Genomic DNA, 19,738 nt, shown 5'->3' with positions numbered 1-19,738 from the left:
GGCTGCGCCTTCAGTAGCGCAGCGGCCAGTGAATCCAGCGATGCCGCAGGTCGTGCCACATGCCCAACAGCCCGCGCGAGTCGAAGCGCAGGAAGGCGATGATGGCGATGCCATACAACATGCTCTTGACCTCGTGCGCGCTGGTGGTCAGCACCTCGGCATAGCGCCCGCCGAGCAGGCCGAACAGCGTGGCGACCACCTCGGGCAGCGTGACGATGAAGACCGTGCCCAGCACCGTGCCGAGCACCGAGCCCACCCCGCCCACCACGATGATCGCGAGCGCCTCGATGCTCAGCAGGAAGGGGAAGCCCTCCACCGTCACGAAGTTGATGTAGATCGCCATCAACGCGCCGCCGATGCCGGTGATGAAGGCGCTGATGACGAAGGCAACCAGCTTGTAGCGCCACAGGTTGATGCCCATGGCCCGCGCGGCGATGTCGTTGTCGCGGATCGCGACGAAGGCCCGGCCGAGTCGCGTGCGCCGGATGTTGAGCACGACCAGCACGGTGAGCACGGCGATGGCCAGGCACAGGCCGTAGAGCGCCTTGTCGTCGGCCAGGCTCACGCCGAAGAGCGTCGGCCTCGGCACCTGGATGCCACGCGCCGCACCGGTGAACTTGCCGCCCGCGAGGATCACCGCGCTCACGATGAAGGAGAAGGCGAGCGTCGTGATCGCCAGGTACAGCCCCTTGAGGCGCAGCGACGGCACGCCGACCACCAGCCCTGCGATGGCAGGCACCACGCCCGCCATGCCGAAGGCCAGCACCGGATGCCAGCCGAGCCGGCTCACCGCGATCGCGTAGCCGTAGGCGCCGAGCATCAGGAAGGCGACATGGCCCAGCGAGATCAGGCCGGTGAAGCCGGTCAGCACGTTGAGCCCCAGCACCGCGACCAGCGTGAAGAGGATCACCGTCACGTGCGACAGCAGGTAGGCGTTCGCCACCCATGGCAGCACGACCAGACCGACCAGCAGGATGGTCACCCAGGTCTTGACCAGCCGCGAATCCGTCAGCGCGACCAGCTCGCTGAAATCCTGTTTGAAGAAACCGCTGCGCATCAGACCCTCTCGATCTCACGTTCGCCGAACAGCCCGAAGGGCCGAACCATCAGCACCACCAGAATCAGGAGGAAGCCCGCGACCTCCTTGAGCGTCGACGACACGTAGCCCCCCACCAGGTTTTCGGCCACGCCGATCACCAGGCCGCTGATGCCCGAGCCGATCACCGCATCGAGCCCGCCGAGCACCGTGGCCGGGAAGGCCTTGAGACCGAGCGCGAACAGCTCGGGCGACAGGTTGTAGATGACGGCGAAGAACACGCCCGCCAGCCCCGCGAACACCGACGAGGCCGCCCACGCCACGGCCTGGACCTGCGCCGTGGACACGCCCATCAGCCGTGCCGTCTTCTCGTCGGCCGCGACCGCCCGCATCGCGATGCCGAAACGGCTGCGCTGGAAGAAGAGCCACACGCCCAGCACGCACAGCAGCAGCACCGCCACCACGCCCAACTGGCTGCTGCGCATGCCGATACCACCGAAGCGCAGCACCGCATCGGCCGCACCCACGTCGAGCTTCTGCGGCGAGGCACCCCAGACCAGGATGACGAACGAGCGCAGCACCACTGCCAGGCCGATCGTGACCAGCACGGCCGAGAACACCGGTTCGCCCAGCATCGGCCGCATCACGATGCGCTCGATCAGCAGCCCCACCGCGATGCCGCCGACGACGGCCATCGCGACCACGCCGAGCGCGCCGGTGCCGAAGGTCGTGCTGAAGGACCAGGACAGGTAGGCGATCAGCATGCCGACCTCGCCCTGCGCGAAATTGACCAGGCCCGTGGCCTTGTAGATGACCGAGAAGGCCATGGCGATCAACCCGTAGATGGCACCGATCACCAACCCCGAGATCACCAGTTCAGACAAGTAGCCCATCAGGCGGACCCTCCATAGATCTGCGCGAGTTCGCGTGCGAACTTCTGGTTGATGAGGCCACGCCGGACCTTCTGCGTGGCCGTGAGTTCGCCGTCGTCGTGGTCGAGTTCCTTCTCGAAGATCACGAAGCGGCGCACGTTCTCGACCCGCGCGAAACGCGCGTTCACGGCATCGACCACGCCCTGCACGAGTTCGTGCACCTCCGGCAGGCCGGCCAGCGACTTGTAGGTCGTGTACTGCAGCCCGCGCTCGCCGGCCCAGCGGCCCACGGTGTCGAAATCAATCTGGATCAGGCCACCGAGGAACTTCTTGCCCTCGCCGACGACGATCGCCTCGCGCACGAAGGGGCTGTCCTTGAGCGCGTTCTCGATCTCGGAGGGCGCGATGTTCTTGCCCCCGCTGGTGATGATGATGGCCTTCTTGCGGTCGACCACCGCGATCTCGCCGTCGGGCCGGACTTCGACGATGTCGCCGGTGGCGAGCCAGCCTTCGGCGTCCAGCACGTCCTGCGTCCCCTTGTCGTCGAACAGGTAGCCCTTGAACACGCCCGGCGATCGCACGAACACCTCGTTGTCGGGCCCCAGCTTCCATTCGGTTCCGGGCAGCGGCACGCCGCAGCTGCCGGCGACGTTGGGCCGGTCCGGCAGCTGCACAAAGGCGAGTCCGCCGCATTCGGTCAGGCCATAGCCCTGCCCCACCGGCAGGCCGATGATGTCGAAGAAGCGCAGCGTCTCCGGCGACACGGAGGCGCCGCCGCACATGCGCGTGTGGCTGCGGTTCAGCCCCATGTGGCGCTGCATGTTCCGATAGAGCAGCGCGTACCAGAAGCCGAATTCCAGCCGGTCGATCCAGCCGGCATGGCCACCCGCCCACGCGCGGCGGTCGGACAGCACACGGCCGCGCTGCATGCCCTTGCGGAAGATCGCCAGCGGGATGCGCCCGCTGTCCTTCATGCGGAACTCGAAATTCTGCTGGAGCTTTTCCCAGATGCGCGGCACGCCGAGGAAGAAGGAAGGAGCGATCTCGCGGATGTTGGTAGAGACCGTGTCGATCGACTCGGCGAAGTTCACGCAGCCACCGGTCAGCAGGTGCATCACCGTCGAATAGCTGCGCTCGGCCACATGGCACAGCGGCAGGTAGCAGACCGACTCGAAACGCTTGCCCAGCATGCCGCGTGCCGAGGCATAGGCGTGGGCACCGTAGACGAAGTTGCGGTGGGTCAGCATCGCGCCCTTCGGTGGCCCAGTGGTGCCCGAGGTGTAGACCAGGATGTTGACGTCGTCGGGCTGCAGCGAGGCAATGGACGCATCCAGGCGCTGCGCCGCCAGTGGGTCTTCCGCCTCCAGTTGGCGGCCGAGTTCGAGCAGCGTCTCGAAGCTGTGCGGCCGGCCGGGCTCGTAGCGACGCAGACCCTTCATGTCGACGCAGAACACGTGGGCGAGGAAGGGCAGGCCCTCGCCCTCCTTCATTGCATCGAGCACCTTGTCGGTCTGTTCCTGGTCGCCGGTGATCGCGACCTTGGCCTGGCAATGGCGCGCGATGTACTGCACCTCCGGCCAGGGGTTGGTCGGGTAGATGCCCACCACCTGCACCCCGAGCATCTGCGCGCCGAGATCGACGAAGAACCAGGCCGGCACGTCCTCGGCCGCGATGATGACGCGATCGCCGCGCACCAGGCCCAGCTTCATCAGGCCCAGCGCGACATGGCGCGCCGCGGCTTCGTAGCCGGCCCAGGTCGTGCCCTGCCAGACGCCGTGGTTCTTCTCGCGCAGCGCGACCTGGTCGCCGCGCGTGCAGGCATGGGCGCGCAGCAGTTCGGGCAGCGTGGCATCGCCCCGCGCGAGCCGTTCGTTCGAGACGATGTCGTCAGCCATGTGTCGCTTCTCCTCCCAGGTAGGCCGCCAGCACCCGCGGATCGGCCGCGACCTGCTGCGGCGTGCCCTCGGCGATCAGACAGCCGAAGTCGAGCACATAGATACGGTCCGACAGGTCCATCACGACCTGCATGTCGTGTTCGATCATCAGCACCGACACGCCGAATTCGTCGCGGATGTCGAGCGTGAAGCGTGCGATGTCTTCCTTCTCCTCGCGGTTCATGCCCGCCACGATCTCGTCGAGCAACAGCAACGCCGGCTCGCAGGCCAGCGCGCGGCCGAGTTCCACCCGCTTCTGCTGACCGTACGCCAACTGCGACACCGGCTTGTCGCGCAGTTCTTCGATCTCCAGGAACTCGATGATCTGTTCGACCTTGCGGCGCGCGGCGATCTCGGCGTTGCGCGGCCGGCCCCAGAACAGTAGTGACTCCAGCACGCTGTAGTTGAAATGCACGTGGCGCCCGATCAGCAGGTTCTCGACCACGGTGCCGTGACGGAACAGCGCGAGGTTCTGGAAGGTGCGACCGATGCCTGCAGCCGCATAGTCGGACGACTTCAACCGCGCCGTGTCCTCGCCCTTGAAGAGGATCTGCCCTGCCGACAACGGGATCACGCCGCTGATCAGGTTGAAGGTGGTCGTCTTGCCCGCACCGTTGGGGCCGATCAGGCTCACGATCTCGCCCGGCATGACCTGCAGGCTGACGTCGTTGACGGCCTTCACGCCGCCGAAGTACCGCGACACACCGCGCACATCGAGGATGGGTGCGGCGCTCATGACAGCCACCTCTTGCGGCGCTTGTAGTGCTTCACGTCGCGCATGCTGGTGCGCCCCTGCTGCGTGCTCAGGCCAAGGTAGAACTCGCGCACGTCGGCGTTGCGGCCCAGGGCCTCCGGCGTGCCGTCGAGCACCACGCGGCCGTTCTCCATGATGTAGGCGTAGTCGGCAATGGCCAGCGCGCGGCTGGCGTTTTGCTCGACCAGCAGGATCGTCAACCCACTGCGGTCGCGCAGGGTCTGGATGGCCTCGAAGATCTCCGAGACCACCAGGGGTGCCAGGCCCAGAGACGGCTCGTCGAGCGCCAGCAGCCGAGGGCGGCTCATGAGCGCACGGCCGATGGCCACCATCTGCTGCTCGCCACCCGACAGGTAGCCGGCGATCTGGTGGCGCTTGTCCACCAGGCGCGGGAACAGGCCGAACACGTAGTCGCGCGCCTCGGCAAGGTTGCGCCGGTCCTGCAGGTGCGCGCCGACAACCAGGTTCTCCTCGACCGTGAGCGTGGCGAACAGCCGCCGGCCTTCGGGCACCTGCACCAGGCCGAGGCCCACGATGCCGTGCGCCGAGGCCTGCTCGATCGGCCGGCCCTGCAGCAGGATCGAACCCTTCTCGATCTTGCCGTCCTCCGCATCCAGCACGGCCGAGACGGCCTTGAGCACGGTGGACTTGCCCGCACCGTTCGAACCCAGCAGCGCCACGATCCGGCCTGAAGGCACTTCGAGCGAGACGTCGCGTACGGCCTCGATGGCGCCGCCATAGACGACCTGGATGTTGCGGATGGCGAGCATCGGCACAGATGCCGTGTGCGATCCCGCGTTCGAAGGCTGCGACGAAGCCGGGTCCGGCGCAGCGGGATGAAGTGTCATGGGCGTCAAGTCCAATGGCGGTGTGGGGCGATACGCGACGGTGAGCGAATTCCATTCGCTCTTCCTTTGTTAGACCGTCTAGTCGGTCTTTTTATTGCGCCGATTGTGTCGCGGCGTCGAGCGGTCGGTACTAGTGCTTACCCGTGCCGAACCCTGCGCGCTGCGCTCGCGCGCAGACGCTTGCGATTCCTAGGCAGAAACGGCCGTCAGCAAGAGCTGCTTGAGCGGCACCGAGGCATCGGCCAACTGATCCGCATCGATGCGGCACGCCGCCGCAACCAGCCGCTTGGCGACCATGAAATCGGCCGGCCGGTTGACCGCGTCGGCGGCGATCACGCAGCCGTCGCGCAGGTAGAAGGCGATGAAGTTCCGCTCCTGCGGCGCACCCCGCAGCACGCATGCCTCAAAGCCCGCGGACAGCCCGACCATCTGCAGCTTGAGGTCGTACTGATCGGACCAGAACCACGGCACCGCGTGGTTCGGCTTGGGCTTGCCGCACAGGGCCGAGGCCGCCGCACGCGCCTGCTCGAGCGCGTTGGGCACGGACTCCAGCCGCACGCGCCGCGCATACAGCGCATGGTCGTGCACCGTGCAGTCGCCGGCCGCGACGATGTCCGGGTCGGAGGTGACGGAGAGTGCATCCACGACGATGCCGCCGTCCACGGCAAGCCCGGCGGCGGCGGCCAGTTCGGCGTTGGGCAGCATGCCCACGCCCACCACGACGCAGTCCGCCGGCAGCCGCGCGCCATCGCTGCAGATGACCGCGCGGACACGGCCGCGCTCGTCGCATTCGATGCGCTGCACGGCGACACCGGTGCGGATGTCGACGCCCGCCTCGCGGTGGATCGCCGTGTAGAAGGCCGACAGCGCCTCGCCCGTCACGCGGGCCAGCACACGCGGCTGGGCCTCCAGCACCGTGACGCTGGCCCCCAGCTTTCGGGCCGACGCCGCCACTTCGAGCCCCACGTAGCCGCCGCCGATCACCACCAGCTGCGTGCCCTCGGCCAGGCCGTCGCGGATCGCCTGCGCGTCGGCCTGCGTGCGCAGCACATGCAGGTTGCCGGGCGCGGCGTCCGCGGCGAGCCCATCGGCCACCAGCGGACGCGGACGACCGCCCGTGCACAACGCGAGCTTGCCGTAGGCGAGCGTCGAGCCATCGTGCAGGTGCACCCTCTTCGCGGCACGGTCGATCGATGCGACCCGCGCGCCGAGCCGCACGTCGATGTTCGCCTTCTCGTAGGCCTCCTGCGGCCGCATCGTCAGCGAGTCCGATGTGGCCGTGCCGTGCAGAAAGGCCTTGGACAACGGCGGCCGGTGGTACGGCAGGCAGTGCTCCTCGCCGAGCAGCACGATCGGCCCGGGCCAGCCGAGCTGGCGCGCGCTGACGGCGAGTTCCGAACCGGCACTGCCGGCGCCGACGATCAACAAGGTATCGCTGGATTGCATGGTGGTTCCAAGGCTTTCAATCAACATCAGTTATTTATAGTCCGTCTCGTCGGTCTGATAATAGAGTTGGGAACGCATCGGTGCAAGCCGAATGCGCTCATTGCGCCATCGATAAAATGGACGCGCCGATCCCGCGCCCCTCCTCCAACGAACAGGCCCTGTCATGACCCGAGTACGCGCTGACGATTACGGCGACAAGAAGCAGTCCATCCTCGATCGCGCCGCCACGCTCTTCGCCCGCAAGGGTTTCGAGCTCACCACCATGGTGGACGTGGCCACCGCCTGCGGGACGTCGAAGTCCCACCTGTACCACTACTTTCCCGGCAAGGAAGACCTGCTGTTCGAGATCGTGCGCGAGCACATCGCCGGCCAGGCCGTCGAGCTCAGCGAGATCGTGGCGCTGCCGCTGCCGGCAGAGGAGCGTTTCCAGCGCTATGTGAACGCCTTCGTCATGCGGGCCGCCCACTCGCGCGATGAGCACCTGGTGCTGATGAACGACCTCAAGTTCCTGCCCGCGGCGCGGCGCAAGCAGGTGCGCAAGCTCGAGACGCAACTGGTCGACCTGATGATCGGCCTGCTCAAGGAGATCAACCCCGCGCTGATGCTGCCGGACAAGGTGCAGGCGCCCTACGCCATGCTGCTGTTCGGCATGATCATCTGGACCTTCACCTGGTATCAGAAGAGCGGTGCGATCGCCCCGGCCGAACTTGCCGCACGCATCTCCCACCTCTTCGTCCACGGCTTCAAGAACGGCGACTTCCCGGCGGCCGGCTGAAGGGCCAGGCACCGGCTGCGCTCACTGGCAGGTCGCGACGACCCCCCTGTCGTGCAGGCGGCCGAACGCAGCCGCGTCGACCCCCAGCAGTTCGCTCAGCACCTGCTCGGTGTGTGCGCCCAAGCCAGGCGCCGGCCCGGCCGGTTGGCGTGCCACCGCGGAAAAATCCAGTGGAATCCCCGGCGCCAGCGTCCGGCCGACGCCCGGCTGCTCGATGGCTGTGAACATCGGGTTGGCTTCGGAGCAGGACGGGTCGTCCCGCACCAACTGCTCGATGGTCTGGTAGCGGCTCCAGCAGACGCCGTGGCGCTCGAAGGTCGCCGCCACGTCGGCAAAGCGTCGTGCCCTCACCCAGGCATCGACCGCCTCCGCGATCTCCGCGCGGGCCCGAAACCGATTGCCTTCCGCCCGCAGGTCCAGCCCCAGCCGCCGGCCCAGCGCGGCCATGGCCTCATCGAGCGCCATCGCGTCGCACAGCGCGCGCCACTGCTTGCCCGTGAGGCCGACCACCATCACCCGTTCGCCGTCGGCGCAGACGAAGTCGCGGCCGAACGCGCCGAACAGTTCATTGCCGTGGCGCTCGCGCCGCCCACCCGACTCGGCTTCCGCGATGAAGCCGAGGTGCCCCATCACCGCCAGGGCGACGTCTTCCAGGGCGAGCTTCACATGCTGGCCGACACCCGTGCGCCGCCGGTGCCGCTCGGCCGCCAGCAGCCCGACGGCCACCATCTGGCCGGTGATCAGGTCCCAGGCGGGCAGCACGTGGTTGACCACGTCCGGGTGGTCCACCGGGCCGGTGATGTACGGAAGGCCGACGCGCGCATTCACCGTGTAGTCGACCGCCGAGCCGCCATGGCGATCGCCCTGCAGGGTCACCTGAATGAGGTCGCTGCGCTGCAGGCGCAGCTTCTCGAAGTCCAGCCAGCCGCGTGGCGGAAAGTTCGTGATCAGCAGCCCTGCATCGTCGCCCGGCGCACAGATCAGCGCCATCGCGAGCTCCCGGCCTTCGGGCGATGCGATGTCCAGCGCGACCGATCGCTTGGACTTGTTCAGGCCGCTCCAGAACAGGCTGACGCCGTCGGCGGTGACCGGCCAGCGCCGATGGTCCAGGCCGCCACCGATGGCATCGATGCGGATCACGTCCGCGCCCATCTGCGCCAGGGTCATGCCGCCCAGCGGCGCGGCCACGAAGGCCGCGGCCTCGACCACACGCATGCCGCTGAGGATGCCCTCGGATGCCATGGCGTCTTGCCTCATACAGCCGCCGTTTCGAGCGCGCCCTCGAGCAGGCTGCGCGCGATCACTTTCAGCGCCAGCGTTTCCTCCGCGCCTTCGAAGATCGACAGCACGCGCGCATCGACGAACAGCCGGCTGACCGCCGTCTCCTCCGCGTAGCCCATGCCGCCGTGGATCTGCAGCGCCTCGCGCGTCACCAGCTCGGCGGACCGGCAGGCCAGCAGCTTCACCAGACTGGCCTCCATACGACCGCCACCTTGATCGAGGACGCGGCCGACCGCATAAGCCAGCTGCCGGCACGCGGCAAAGCGCGCCGCCATCCGCGCGAGCTTGGCCAGCGTGAGCGGATAGTCGAGCAGCGGCGCACCGAACACCTTGCGGTCGGCCGCGTACGACAGCGCGGCGCGCAAGGCCGCGCGCATCACACCGGCCGCGCGTGCGGCCGTCTGCATGCGCCCGCCCATCATGCCGGCCATCGTGAAGTAGAAGCCCTTGCCCAGGCCGCCCTCTTCGCCGATCACGTTCGCATCGGGCACGAAGAAGTTATCGAAGGACAGGTCGAACGAATGCATGCCGCGGTAGCCGATGGTCGGGATCGCCTTGCCGCTCAGCCGCCCGCCTGTGGGCTGGATGAATTCGAAGGCGTGTCCGTCATGGGACGGCTTCTCGACCATCATCAGGCTCAGCCCGCGATGCCCGGCCGAACGGTCAGGGTCGGTGCGGGTCACCACCATCAGCAGCCCGGCCTTGCCTGCGAAGGTGCACCAGGTCTTGGCGCCGGTGAGCAGCCAGCCGCCTTCGGTGCGCGTGCCCTTGAAGGCCAGGCCCGCCACGTCGGAGCCGAAGTCCGGCTCGGTGATGGCGATCGCGCACAGCGGATCGCCCGCTGCGATCTTCGGCAGCCAGTGCTGCTTCTGGGCCTCGGTGCCGCCGGCGAGCAGTGCCCGGCTCAGGATCTCCGGGCGCGTGATCAGGCTGCCGGCGGCCGCTAGCGAGGCCTCGGACAGCGCCTCGGTCACGACCACCATCATCAGCGTGTCTTCGCGGTCGTTGGGCGCACTGCCGCCGTACTGCTCGGGGATGGACAGGCCGAACACGCCCATCTCGCGCATCGGCTGCAGCAGGCTTTCGGGGACGGTGAGGTCGTGGCGATGAATGGCTTCGGCTTGCGGCGCGACCACGTCGGCCGCAAAGCGGCGAAAGGCGTCCTGCGCCATCGTCAGCGGCTCGTCGAGCACCACGCGGCCGATGTCGCCGTCCGCGCGCGCCAGCGCCCGCCCGGCATTCGCCAGCGCCTCGGCGCCCGCACCGGCGAGACGCAGCGCCGCCCATTCCGGCGCTGCGGCCAGGGCCTGCAGCGGCGCCAGGGGTTGGCCGAGCTCGAGGCTCAGGCTCTCGAGCTTGGGGAGCACCGCGGACACGGCCTCGACCACGAAGATCAGCGCCAGCTGCACGTCGATCTCGCGCGCATCGGGTGCCAGTGCACGCATCGCGTTCTCCGCGGCCAGCAGGTCGGCGCTGGCCCAGGCCAGGTCGAAGCTCGCCACCTGGTGCGCGTCGAGCCGGCCTGCGTCCAGGCGGCCGTCGACCGCACAGGCCACGGCCAGCGCCGCGACGCGCGCATCGAACAGCGGACGCAGACGGCCAAGCAGGTCGCGGGCGCTGTGCACCATGTCTGGCGGAAGGTCGTTCATCTTCATGGTCGTCTCAGGCGGGGACGGCATCGGATGCCAGCAGCGCCACCGCGCGCCGCGCGGCTTCCCGGCCGGTGTACGCGCAGGCCTGCGTGCCACCATCGCCGTAGTCCTTGACGGCGTCGCCCACGTGCCAAAGGTTGGCCAGTGGCGTCTCCTGCGGCATGTCGAAGCCGGCACACGAGCGCTGCGCCGGCCAGGCGTCGCGCATCACGCGGATCGACAGCATCTTGGCCTGCGCAAAACCCGGGAACTCGTCGCGCAGATCCTGCAGCGAAGCCTCGATCTCCGCCTTCTCGTCGAAGTCGCCGAGCGCCGGCTTCGGCACCGCGTAGGCCACGTACATGTGCCAGCCCGGCGGCGCCAGCTCAGGGCAGGTGGCGGTGAGCTCGCCCATGTTGCACAGGCGGCGCGTCTTGCCGAAGGTGACCAGGCCGGGCACGTCGATCAGGCGTGTCTGGGTCGCGAAGTTGATCACGATGTTCGCGGCCGGCTTGGGCATCTGCCGCGCCTGCGCCACATAGGCGCTGCCAAAGGCTTCCGCGCCGGGCAATGCGACGGTGGCCGTCGGGCCGATGTTGCTGATGACGCTGCGCGTGGCGATGCGCTGCGTGACGCCGTCGACCGTCACGTCGAGGGCCGTGGCCCGGCCGTCGGCCACGTGCAGGGCGGTAACCGGAGCGTTCAGCCAGACCTCGCCACCACGCTGGCGGATGCCGTCGGCCAGGTCGTTCCACAGGCCCACCGTCCCGCGTGGGCAGAAGCCGAAGCGCTTGAAGGCGCCCTTGACGGCGAAGTAGGTCAGGAAGGCGCGGGCCGGCAGCTCATCGGAATTGACGGCGAAGATCGCCGCACAGAGGTTGCGGAAGATGGCATGCACCGTCTCGTTCTTGGTGTACTGGGCCAGCCATTCCTGCGTCGTGAGCTTGGCCTCGGGCAGGTCGCCGGCGCGCGCGTCCGCGAACTTCGCGCCGATCTTCGCCGCCTGCTTGGTGAAGCCGCCCAGCAGCATGCCCCAGCCGCCCTTGGCGACATTGATCACCTTGCGGTCGATGTAGAACACGGTGGCGGGGTTGGGCTCGCGCAGGTCGAGCGGCACACCGACCGCCGCGAAGGTTTCCTCGAAGACGCCGCCCAGCTCGATGGCAATGGCGCCGATGTTGACGGTGAAGCCATCGATCTGCTCGCTCGATGCGCGGCCGCCCACGCGGTCGCGACTCTCGACGACCAGCACCTTCTTGCCTGCGGCGACGAGCCGCGCAGCGGCGCACAGGCCACCGGCGCCGGCGCCGATGACGACCGCGTCGTAGGGGGTGTTCGAAACGGATGGGGAAGCGGAACTGTTCATGGTGTCTCCTTGATGCGGTATGGGAATGGATCGGTGGTGTTCTTTTCAGCGTTTCGCCTCGGCCGTGCGCAACGACAGGCCCAGGCTCACCCGGCGCACCAGCCACGCGCTCGGCCGGTAGCGCGGGTCGCCGGTCGCGGCCTGCATGGCGCGCAGGATCTCCAGCACGCGCGCGCCGCCCAGCGCATCGCCCCAGGCCAGCGGACCCTGCGGGTAGCCCAGGCCCAGGCGCACGGCATCCTCGATGTCTGGCACCGACGCAATGCCGCGCTGCGCGATATGGCAGGCGATGTTCACGATGGTCGCGAGCACGCGCTGCACGACGAAGCCAGGGCTGTCGCCGATGACCGTGGCCGCCACGCCGTCATGGGTGAACAGCGCGAGCGCGGCGTCGCGCATGCCACGGGCCGTCGCCACCGTCAGCATCAGTGTGCGGTGCAGGCCCAGACCCGGCGCCGGGTCCACCGCGACGCAGCGGGTGGCGTCGAGCCCCCGGGCCACGGCCGCGGCGGTCGCATCGATGCCCCAGGGCTGAAGGACCAGCAGCGCGTCCGCGCCCGGCTCGTCCACCACCTTCGCGCCGGCCGCCTCGACCAGCGCCATGAGCGACTCCCGCTGCGACGCCGCCGGGTCCACCCACACCGTGAGGCCGGGCGGCAGGGGCGGAACGGCACGCGGCGCATCACGCAGCTTGCGGTCGCCGTCGTACGCGTACCAGCCGGCGCCACTTTTGCGCCCGAACAGCCCGGCCGCCACGCGCGGTGCGACCAGCGACGACGGGCGGAAGCGCGGCTCGTGCTGGAACTGCTCGTAGATCGAGGCCATGACCTTGCTCGACACGTCCAGGCCCGTCAGGTCCAGCAGCTCGAACGGCCCCATGCGAAAGCCCGCGGCCTCGCGCAAGATGTCGTCCACCTCGGCGGGAGACGCAACCTGCTCCTCGACGATGCGCAGGCCTTCCGTGTAGAGCCCGCGCCCAGCATGGTTGACCAGGAAGCCCGGCTGGTCGGCGGTCACGACCGCGCGGTGCCCGGCGCCCTCGACCAATGCACGCAGCGTCTCGGTGGTCGCAGCCGAGGTGCGCACGGCTGCGATGACCTCCGCCACTTTCATCAGCGGCACCGGGTTGAAGAAATGCAGCCCGGCCACCCGCTCGGGCCGGCTGCAGGCGGCAGCGATGTCGGCCACGGTGAGTGACGAGGTGTTGCTCGCCAGGATGGCGGTGGGCGCGACCACGTCTTCGAGCGCGCGGTAGAGCTGCTGCTTGACCGCGAGGTCCTCGACGATGGCCTCGATGACGATGTCGCAGTCAGCAAGCTCCGACATCTGCGTGCTTGCCTGCATGCGGGCGCGCAGGCGCTCGACGTCGTGCCCGGTGAGCCGCCCCTTGGCGACCTGGCGCTGCAGCATGTCGGTGACGAAGTCGATGGCCTTGGCGGCCGCGCCGTCGGCAGCGTCGAAGCAGCAGATGCGGTGCCCGGCCTGCACGAAGAGCTGGACGATGCCGCGGCCCATGGTGCCGGCGCCGACGACGCCGATGGTGTGATGCGTGGAAGAAGACATGGGTCGATCCCTGGTGAGGCGTTCAGCGGCCCGTGAACACGGGCTTGCGCTTGTCGAGGAAGGCGCGCATGCCTTCGTGCTTGTCGGCGGTGTCGAACAGCAGCAGGAACTCGCGGTTCTCCAGCGCAAGCGCGGCATCGAGCGGCAGGTCCGCGCCCTGCAGCAGCACACGGCGGGTGGCGCGCACGGCCTTGGGCGGCATGCGCGTGGCCCGGCGGGCCAGCGCCGTGGCGCGCGCGAGCGTCTCGCCCGGCTCGGCCAGGTCGGCCACCAGGCCCAGCTGGAAGGCGCGCTCGCCAGTCAGCATCTCGCCCGTCAGCAGCAGCATGCTGGCCACCGGCCGGCCCACCGCACGCAGCAGCCGCTGGGTGCCGCCGGCGCCGGGCATGATGCCGACGCCCAACTCGGGCTGGCCGAAGCGCGCACTCGGGTCGGCCACGATGAAGTCGCACATCATGGCCAGCTCGCATCCCGCGCCCAGGGCATGGCCCTGCACCGCCGCGATCACCGGTTTGCCGCATCGCGCGACCGGCGCCCAGTACTGGCCCAGGTCGATGTCGGCCACCGCCTGCGCACCTTGGTCCACCAGCAGATTGAGGTCGGCGCCGGCTGCGAACACGGTGTCGCCGCCGGTGATCACGATAGCGCCGATGTCGTCGTCGCGGTCGAGTTCGGTCACCGCCTGCGCGATGGCACGCCGCATCGCCAGGTCAAGGGCGTTGCGCTTGTCCGGGCGGTTCAGCCGCACGATGCCCACCGCGCCCTCGCGCTGCAGCGCGACGATCGCATCCGGCGCGAGGGCGTCCATGGACTCACGAATCTCACTCATGACCGGGTCCCCGGCAGCCCGATGAAGTCGGCGGCACGCTTGTTCTTGTAGGCGTCGTAGCCCTCGACGAATTCCGTGCCGAGCAGGCAGACCGCCTGGTCCGCTTCCTCGCGTTGCAGCTCTTCGTCCAGCGTGCCCGACACCTGGTTGAGCCGGTCTTTCATGCGGGCGAACGCTCCCAGCGGCAGCCGGGCGAGTTCGGCCGCGCGGTTGACGGCCGTGGGCATCACCTCGGCATCGGCCACGAGCGCGTCGGCCAGGCCGATGCGAAAGGCCTCCGACCCGGTGACGGGTGCACCTGACGTGAGGATGCGCCGCGCCGCGGGCAAGCCCACCCGACGCGGCAGCGTGAGCAACTGGCCCCAGTCGGGCACCAGCCCCAGCTTCAGGAACGGGAACAGGATCTTCGTGCCCTCGCCCACCACGATCTCGTCGCCCAGCAGCGCCAGACCGACGGCCGCGCCGGCGCCGATGCCTTCGACCGCGCTCACCACCGGCAGCCGGGCATCGGCCACCAGCCGGCACAGCACGTGGATGTGCTGCATGCGCGCGCGGGCACCGGCCTCGTCCAGGCCCACCATGCTCGGCACGTCGCCACCGGCAGAGAACACACCGTCGACGCCGCCGATCACCAATGCGCGCGTGTCCGGGTCGGCCAGCGCCACGGCGAGCGCTTCGGTCATCGCCTGCCGCACACCATGGTCGATCGCGTTGCGCTTCTCCGGCCGGTTGATGCGCAGGCGCGCGACATGCGCCGCGGGGCGGTCCAGCAGGACGACCTGCCGGGATGGTTCTGCCTGGTTCATGCCACCCGCCTTCCCTGGTTTTCCCAGTGCGGCTCGCGCAGCTTGTTTTTCAGGATCTTTCCGGCGCCCGACAGCGGCAGTTCGGCACGCGACTCGACGCTGCGCGGGCACTTGTAGCTGGCGATCAGCGTCTTGCAGTGCGCGATCAGTTCGGCCTCAACCACCGCCATACCGGGCTTCGGCACCACCACCGCGTGCACCGACTCGCCCCACTTGGCGCTCGGGATGCCGATGACCGCGCACGAGGCGACCGCCGGGTGCTTGAGGATGGCGTTCTCCACCTCTGCCGAGTAGACGTTCTCGCCGCCGCTGACGATCATGTCCTTGATGCGGTCCACGATGAAGATGAAGCCCTCCTCGTCCATGTAGGCACCATCACCGGAATGCACCCAGCCGTCACGCAGCGTCTTCGCGGTTTCGTCGGGCTTGTTCCAGTAGCCCAGCATGGCCGACATGCCGCGCGCCGCGATCTCGCCGACCTGGCCGCGCGGCAGTTCGATGCCATCGTCGCCCACGATCTTGATCTCCGCCATGGCGGCCGCCCTGCCGGCCGAGCGCAGCTTGCCCAGCCGGCGCCCTTCGGCCGTGTGGTACCGGGGCGGCAGGTAGCTCACGCAACCCGCCAGCTCGGTCATGCCGTAGCCTTGCATCAGCGTCAGGTCGGGAAACGCCGCCGTCGTGCGATCGAGCAGGGTCTCGGTGATCGGTGAGGCGCCATACACCAGGAAGCGCAGGCTGGCGAGCTCGTCGCGGCGGAAGTCCGGGTGGTCCAGCACCATCTGAATCATCGTCGGCACCAGCAGGGTGTCGGTGACGCGCTCGCGCGCCACCGCCTGCATGAAGGCTGCCGCTGAGAAAGAAGGGATCAGCACGTGCGTGCCGCCCGCCATGAACTGCCAGAGCACACCCATCGCCCCCGCCAGGTGGAAGATCGGCGCCGCATGCAGGTAGACCGGCCCGACCGGGTAGCCCAGTGCCAGCCGGTTGAGCACAGCCCCCATGAGGCTCTCATGCGACAGCATCACACCCTTCGGAAAACCGGTGGTGCCTCCCGTGTAGAACACGCTGGCCAGGTCGCTCCCCGACGCTCGGAGGTCTTCCACCGGCTGCGCACCGGCCACCAGCGCTTCGTAGTCGTGCATCGCTGCAGGGCAGATGCCGTCGCCCAGGTAGATCACGTGGCGCAGGGTGTCGGAATCGGCGCGGATCGCGTCCATCAGCGGCAGATGCGCATCGTCGATCAGCAGCAGCGTGGTGCCGCAGTCGTTGAACGAATAGGCCAGCTCGGCCGCGCTCCAGCGGGTGTTGGCCGGATTGATCGCGGCACCCAACCAGAACACCGCGAGATAGACCTCCAGGTAGCGGTCCGAATTGAGCGACAGGATGCCGACGCGGTCGCCCTTGCGGACGCCGAGCGCGCGCAGCGTGCCCGCCAGCCGTGCTACCCGCGCATGCAACTGCCGGTAGCTCTGGCGCCGTTCGCCGAAGACGGTGGCGATGCGCTCGGGGTTTTGCTGCACCGCGCGGTGCAGGCATTGCGTGAGGCTCACTGTCATGGCCGGCACTCCCCTTGTGTCGATAGGCGATGCATCTTCATGCGCCCTCGAGACCGACGATGGACACCGAGCAGACGTTCTGCGACGGCTGCCCGCCCAGGTTGTGCGTCAGTCCGATCGTCGGGTTGCTCAACTGGCGCGGGCCGGCACGGCCCTGCAGCTGCAGGTACATCTCGTAGAGCATGCGGATGCCGCTGGCGCCGATGGGATGGCCGAAGCACTTGAGGCCGCCGTCGATCTGGCAGGGAATCCGGCCGTCGGCATCGAAGACGCCATCGAGCACATCGTGCACGGCACCGCCGACGTCCGACAGGCCCAGATCTTCCATGGTGACCAGTTCGGTAATGGAAAAGCAGTCGTGGACCTCGGTCATGCTGACCTGCTCGCGCGGCTTCGTGATGCCTGCTTCCGCATACGCACGCCGGGCCGCGACGCGCGCCGTGTGGACGTAACTGCCGTCCCACTGGTTCGACTGCAGCTCCCACCCGTTGGAGGTCACGATCTGCAGCGCCTTGAAGGTCACCAGGTCGCGCTTGCCCAGGCGACGCGCGATCTCCGGCGTGGTGACGATGACCGCGGCGGCCCCATCGGAGACGCCTGCGCAATCGAACAGCCCCAATGGCTCGGCGATGATCGGCGCGTGGAGCACCGTCTCCTCGCTGACGGCCTTCTGGAAGTGCGCCTTCGGGTTCTTCGCGCCGTTGGCATGGCTCTTGACCGAGACGTGCGCGATGGCGCGCTTGAGCAGTGCGGCGTCCACGCCATGCTTGCTGCGGTAGGCCGACGCCAGTTGAGCGAAGTTGGCAGGCGCCACCGCGTTGGGGTACCACTGCGGAATGTAGGTGCCGACCGTCGCGACCGGCAGCCCGCCATAGCCGGTGTCCTTGAGCTTCTCGACACCGAGAGCGATGGCGATATCGCAGGCGCCAGCGGCCACCGCGTAGGCCGCCGCGCGGATGGCTTCCGAACCGCCGGCGCAGAAGTTCTCCACGCGGGTCACGCCGATGTCGGGCAGGCGCAGCGCGATGCCCATCGGCGTGCCGCCGCGGCCCGTGCCCACGTCGTCCATGTGCGTTGAGAACCAGGCGGCGTCGAGCTGCTCGGGCACGATGCCGGCGTCGGCCATGGCCTCGTTGTAGGCCTCGACCATCAGGTCTTCCGGGCTCGCGTCCCAGCGCTCGCCGAACTTGCTGCAGCCCATCCCGAGGATGGCGACCTTGTCTCTGATACCTGCGGCCATGATTACTCCGATCCTTCGTTGGGTGCCGATGCCCGCACCGGGGTGGCTTTCCAGAAATAGCGCGTATAGCCGCGCCGGTCGTCGATGTCCTTGATGCGGAAGGTCATCTCGACCGCCGTACCCGCCTCGATGTCGCCCTCCGCCGTGTCGGTGAACTCCATCAGGATGCGGCCGCCGCCGTCGAAGTCCACCTGCCCGTAGCGATGGGGCGGCGCGCGGTGGAATGACAGGTACTCCGCCGACCAGCTCAGCACCGTGGCGCGACGCTCGGCCAGCTTGTGCGACCGTTGCGTGTCCTGCAACGGCTGGCCAGGGTCGTAAGAAATGCGCGAGGGCGGGAAGTGCACGCTGCCGGTGACCTCGCAGCGCCCGGCCACCAGGCCGAGGATGGCCGTGCGGTGGCGGTACGCGGTCGACAGCGCAGTCTTGCGGTCCTGCTCGCCGCGCATGCCGCGTTCGAGCTGCAGCTGGTCCTTGAAGGACAGGAAGCGGGTGTACGCCGTCTCCACCGCACCGCGCCGGATCCACTCGCCGACCCCCTTGGCCGGACGGAAGGTCTTGATCGCATCGGTGACCCGAAAGACCACCGCCTGCGCCCCGCTGCCGAACTGCGCGAGCAGGATGTGCTGCCCCGGCGTTGCGCGCTCGAGCAGATGGGCGAGCAGCAACAGGCCATGGGCGATGCCCGTGTCGCCCACCGAGGCGCCCAGCGCATCGACCACCGCGTCGGGCCGGATGCCGCAGGCCTTGGCAAGCTGCTGGTCCATCTTCTGGAAGGTCGTCGGGAAGATGAAGTGATCGATCTGCCCGGCACTCACCTTCGCCTCTGCCAGCGCCGCGGCGACGGCACGCGGCACCAGCTTGCTGATGCCCTCGTCGCGGACCCAGCGTTCTTCCCAGGCGTAGTCCACGTCCTCGCCCGCGGCACGGAAGTGGTCGACGAAGTCGACCGACACCGTGCCAGCGCCCAGGTACTGCGCCAGCACGTGGTCCTTGCCGATGAGCACCGCCGCAGCGGCGTCGCCGAAATCGAGCTCCTGCGAGCTGGCCGCGCGAGTCTTGCGATTGTCCGCAGCCAGCACCAGGGCGTCGCCACTGCCCGCGCGCACCTGGGCCACGGCCTGCGTCAGCGCGCAGAGCGCCGCGCGCTGCGAACCGGTCGTGTCGGAGGCCTGCACACCTTCACCGAGCGTCAAGGCTTCGCACACCACGCCGGCGTTCAGGCGCTCGGCAAACGGCAGCGTGCCCGACGCCAGGACCACGCTGGCCACGCGGCTGCGGTCGTCGTCCGTGCCGAGGCAGTCGCGGGCGGCGGCCACCGCCATCGTGATGCTGTCTTCATCCCAGTTGGCGAAGGCGCGCGTGCCCTTCGCGCTCTTGGCGAACTGGGGTGCATACCAGGCATTGGCCTGCGCGGCGGCCTGCCGGCTGAGCCTCAGCCGGGGGACGTAGCCGCCATATCCGACGACGCCGACGATCTCTGTCATGTGTATCTCCTGTGAGCTTGCCTCTGTCGGGCACCCGCTGGGTGACCGTCAATCGATTCGCGTGTCTGCACCTTTTTGCAAGTGCTCTGGTTCGGTCTTTCGACCCGCCCCTCAGCGACCCGACAAGGATGCGACGCGAACGTGCACTCGACAATGGCGCGGCACGTCAATGGCTTGGCAGGAACGCTCATACAGGCGCAATGCACGTGGGTCGACGCATGCGGCAAAAGTCCACTGAGCGGGATGACCCTGCCATGACAAGCATCGGTCGCGGTGCAGAATCGGATGCCACCCTTTCGGGTTGGCCGCCATCG

The 19,738-nt window shown here is 68.6% G+C and carries 16 protein-coding genes; 1 reads left to right on the top strand and 15 read right to left on the bottom strand.

The window, feature by feature from the left end; all coding sequences use genetic code 11:
- Positions 1-10 precede the first annotated feature (10 nt).
- The 6 genes from J2W36_RS16140 to J2W36_RS16115 all read right to left on the bottom strand — a co-directional run bounded on the left by J2W36_RS16140 (position 11) and on the right by J2W36_RS16115 (position 6,890).
- Positions 11-1,057 carry a branched-chain amino acid ABC transporter permease gene (locus tag J2W36_RS16140; protein WP_307690774.1) on the bottom strand — a complete coding sequence of 349 codons (1,047 nt, stop codon included), beginning with the start codon at positions 1,055-1,057 and terminating at the stop codon, positions 11-13.
- Positions 1,057-1,929 (bottom strand): branched-chain amino acid ABC transporter permease, encoded by an 873-nt coding sequence (locus tag J2W36_RS16135; RefSeq protein WP_307690773.1) that lies wholly within the window; start codon positions 1,927-1,929, stop codon positions 1,057-1,059. The genes J2W36_RS16140 and J2W36_RS16135 overlap by 1 nt, the downstream gene beginning before the upstream one ends.
- Positions 1,929-3,803, bottom strand: a complete 1,875-nt coding sequence (locus tag J2W36_RS16130; protein WP_307690772.1) for an AMP-dependent synthetase/ligase — start codon at positions 3,801-3,803, stop codon at positions 1,929-1,931. Before J2W36_RS16130 ends, J2W36_RS16135 begins: the two co-directional genes overlap by 1 nt.
- Complete coding sequence (locus tag J2W36_RS16125) at positions 3,796-4,578, bottom strand: ABC transporter ATP-binding protein (protein WP_307690771.1); 783 nt, start codon at positions 4,576-4,578, stop codon at positions 3,796-3,798. The genes J2W36_RS16130 and J2W36_RS16125 overlap by 8 nt, the downstream gene beginning before the upstream one ends.
- Positions 4,575-5,444, bottom strand: a complete 870-nt coding sequence (locus J2W36_RS16120; protein ID WP_370869335.1) for an ABC transporter ATP-binding protein — start codon at positions 5,442-5,444, stop codon at positions 4,575-4,577. Before J2W36_RS16120 ends, J2W36_RS16125 begins: the two co-directional genes overlap by 4 nt.
- Positions 5,445-5,633: 189 nt before the next feature.
- Positions 5,634-6,890, bottom strand: coding sequence for an NAD(P)/FAD-dependent oxidoreductase (locus tag J2W36_RS16115; RefSeq protein WP_307690770.1), 1,257 nt, complete (start codon positions 6,888-6,890; stop codon positions 5,634-5,636).
- Between the two features lie 163 nt (positions 6,891-7,053).
- Here J2W36_RS16115 and J2W36_RS16110 point away from each other — a divergent pair, with 163 nt between their 5' ends.
- Entirely contained in the window at positions 7,054-7,665 is a 612-nt protein-coding gene (locus J2W36_RS16110; protein ID WP_307690769.1) for a TetR/AcrR family transcriptional regulator, read from the top strand.
- A 21-nt stretch (positions 7,666-7,686) separates the two neighbouring features.
- Here the strand turns inward: J2W36_RS16110 and J2W36_RS16105 are convergent, their stop codons facing one another.
- The 9 genes from J2W36_RS16105 to J2W36_RS16065 are packed head-to-tail and all read right to left on the bottom strand — an operon-like array spanning position 7,687 to position 19,424.
- Positions 7,687-8,907 carry a CoA transferase gene (locus J2W36_RS16105; RefSeq protein WP_307690768.1) on the bottom strand — a complete coding sequence of 407 codons (1,221 nt, stop codon included), beginning with the start codon at positions 8,905-8,907 and terminating at the stop codon, positions 7,687-7,689.
- A gap of 11 nt (positions 8,908-8,918) precedes the next feature.
- Complete coding sequence (locus tag J2W36_RS16100; protein ID WP_307690767.1) at positions 8,919-10,601, bottom strand: acyl-CoA dehydrogenase family protein; 1,683 nt, start codon at positions 10,599-10,601, stop codon at positions 8,919-8,921.
- A gap of 7 nt (positions 10,602-10,608) precedes the next feature.
- Positions 10,609-11,943, bottom strand: coding sequence for a phytoene desaturase family protein (locus J2W36_RS16095; RefSeq protein WP_307690766.1), 1,335 nt, complete (start codon positions 11,941-11,943; stop codon positions 10,609-10,611).
- A 45-nt stretch (positions 11,944-11,988) separates the two neighbouring features.
- Positions 11,989-13,506 carry a 3-hydroxyacyl-CoA dehydrogenase gene (locus J2W36_RS16090; protein WP_307690765.1) on the bottom strand — a complete coding sequence of 506 codons (1,518 nt, stop codon included), beginning with the start codon at positions 13,504-13,506 and terminating at the stop codon, positions 11,989-11,991.
- Positions 13,507-13,528: 22 nt separating this feature from the next.
- Entirely contained in the window at positions 13,529-14,335 is an 807-nt protein-coding gene (locus tag J2W36_RS16085) for an enoyl-CoA hydratase-related protein (RefSeq protein WP_307690764.1), read from the bottom strand.
- Positions 14,332-15,141 carry an enoyl-CoA hydratase/isomerase family protein gene (locus J2W36_RS16080; RefSeq protein WP_307690763.1) on the bottom strand — a complete coding sequence of 270 codons (810 nt, stop codon included), beginning with the start codon at positions 15,139-15,141 and terminating at the stop codon, positions 14,332-14,334. Before J2W36_RS16080 ends, J2W36_RS16085 begins: the two co-directional genes overlap by 4 nt.
- Positions 15,138-16,691 carry a long-chain-fatty-acid--CoA ligase gene (locus tag J2W36_RS16075; RefSeq protein WP_307690933.1) on the bottom strand — a complete coding sequence of 518 codons (1,554 nt, stop codon included), beginning with the start codon at positions 16,689-16,691 and terminating at the stop codon, positions 15,138-15,140. The genes J2W36_RS16080 and J2W36_RS16075 overlap by 4 nt, the downstream gene beginning before the upstream one ends.
- A gap of 43 nt (positions 16,692-16,734) precedes the next feature.
- Positions 16,735-17,937, bottom strand: coding sequence for an acetyl-CoA acetyltransferase (locus tag J2W36_RS16070; protein ID WP_307690762.1), 1,203 nt, complete (start codon positions 17,935-17,937; stop codon positions 16,735-16,737).
- A gap of 2 nt (positions 17,938-17,939) precedes the next feature.
- Entirely contained in the window at positions 17,940-19,424 is a 1,485-nt protein-coding gene (locus tag J2W36_RS16065; protein ID WP_307690761.1) for a 3-oxoacyl-[acyl-carrier-protein] synthase III C-terminal domain-containing protein, read from the bottom strand.
- Positions 19,425-19,738: the final 314 nt, after the last annotated feature.

The sequence above is a fragment of the Variovorax ginsengisoli genome (assembly GCF_030811835.1).
Classification (GTDB): Bacteria; Pseudomonadota; Gammaproteobacteria; order Burkholderiales; family Burkholderiaceae_C; genus Variovorax; species Variovorax ginsengisoli_C.
This window is presented reverse-complemented; position numbering and strand designations above follow the sequence as displayed.

Bases quoted from the DNA above. Each gene is read 5' to 3' on its own strand.
- J2W36_RS16140 (WP_307690774.1), bottom strand. From the start codon at position 1,057: ATGCGCAGCGGTTTCTTCAAACAGGATTTCAGCGAGCTGGTCGCGCTG.
- J2W36_RS16135 (WP_307690773.1), bottom strand. From the start codon at position 1,929: ATGGGCTACTTGTCTGAACTGGTGATCTCGGGGTTGGTGATCGGTGCC.
- J2W36_RS16130 (WP_307690772.1), bottom strand. From the start codon at position 3,803: ATGGCTGACGACATCGTCTCGAACGAACGGCTCGCGCGGGGCGATGCC.
- J2W36_RS16125 (WP_307690771.1), bottom strand. From the start codon at position 4,578: ATGAGCGCCGCACCCATCCTCGATGTGCGCGGTGTGTCGCGGTACTTC.
- J2W36_RS16120 (WP_370869335.1), bottom strand. From the start codon at position 5,444: ATGACACTTCATCCCGCTGCGCCGGACCCGGCTTCGTCGCAGCCTTCG.
- J2W36_RS16115 (WP_307690770.1), bottom strand. From the start codon at position 6,890: ATGCAATCCAGCGATACCTTGTTGATCGTCGGCGCCGGCAGTGCCGGT.
- J2W36_RS16110 (WP_307690769.1), top strand. From the start codon at position 7,054: ATGACCCGAGTACGCGCTGACGATTACGGCGACAAGAAGCAGTCCATC.
- J2W36_RS16105 (WP_307690768.1), bottom strand. From the start codon at position 8,907: ATGGCATCCGAGGGCATCCTCAGCGGCATGCGTGTGGTCGAGGCCGCG.
- J2W36_RS16100 (WP_307690767.1), bottom strand. From the start codon at position 10,601: ATGAAGATGAACGACCTTCCGCCAGACATGGTGCACAGCGCCCGCGAC.
- J2W36_RS16095 (WP_307690766.1), bottom strand. From the start codon at position 11,943: ATGAACAGTTCCGCTTCCCCATCCGTTTCGAACACCCCCTACGACGCG.
- J2W36_RS16090 (WP_307690765.1), bottom strand. From the start codon at position 13,506: ATGTCTTCTTCCACGCATCACACCATCGGCGTCGTCGGCGCCGGCACC.
- J2W36_RS16085 (WP_307690764.1), bottom strand. From the start codon at position 14,335: ATGAGTGAGATTCGTGAGTCCATGGACGCCCTCGCGCCGGATGCGATC.
- J2W36_RS16080 (WP_307690763.1), bottom strand. From the start codon at position 15,141: ATGAACCAGGCAGAACCATCCCGGCAGGTCGTCCTGCTGGACCGCCCC.
- J2W36_RS16070 (WP_307690762.1), bottom strand. From the start codon at position 17,937: ATGGCCGCAGGTATCAGAGACAAGGTCGCCATCCTCGGGATGGGCTGC.
- J2W36_RS16065 (WP_307690761.1), bottom strand. From the start codon at position 19,424: ATGACAGAGATCGTCGGCGTCGTCGGATATGGCGGCTACGTCCCCCGG.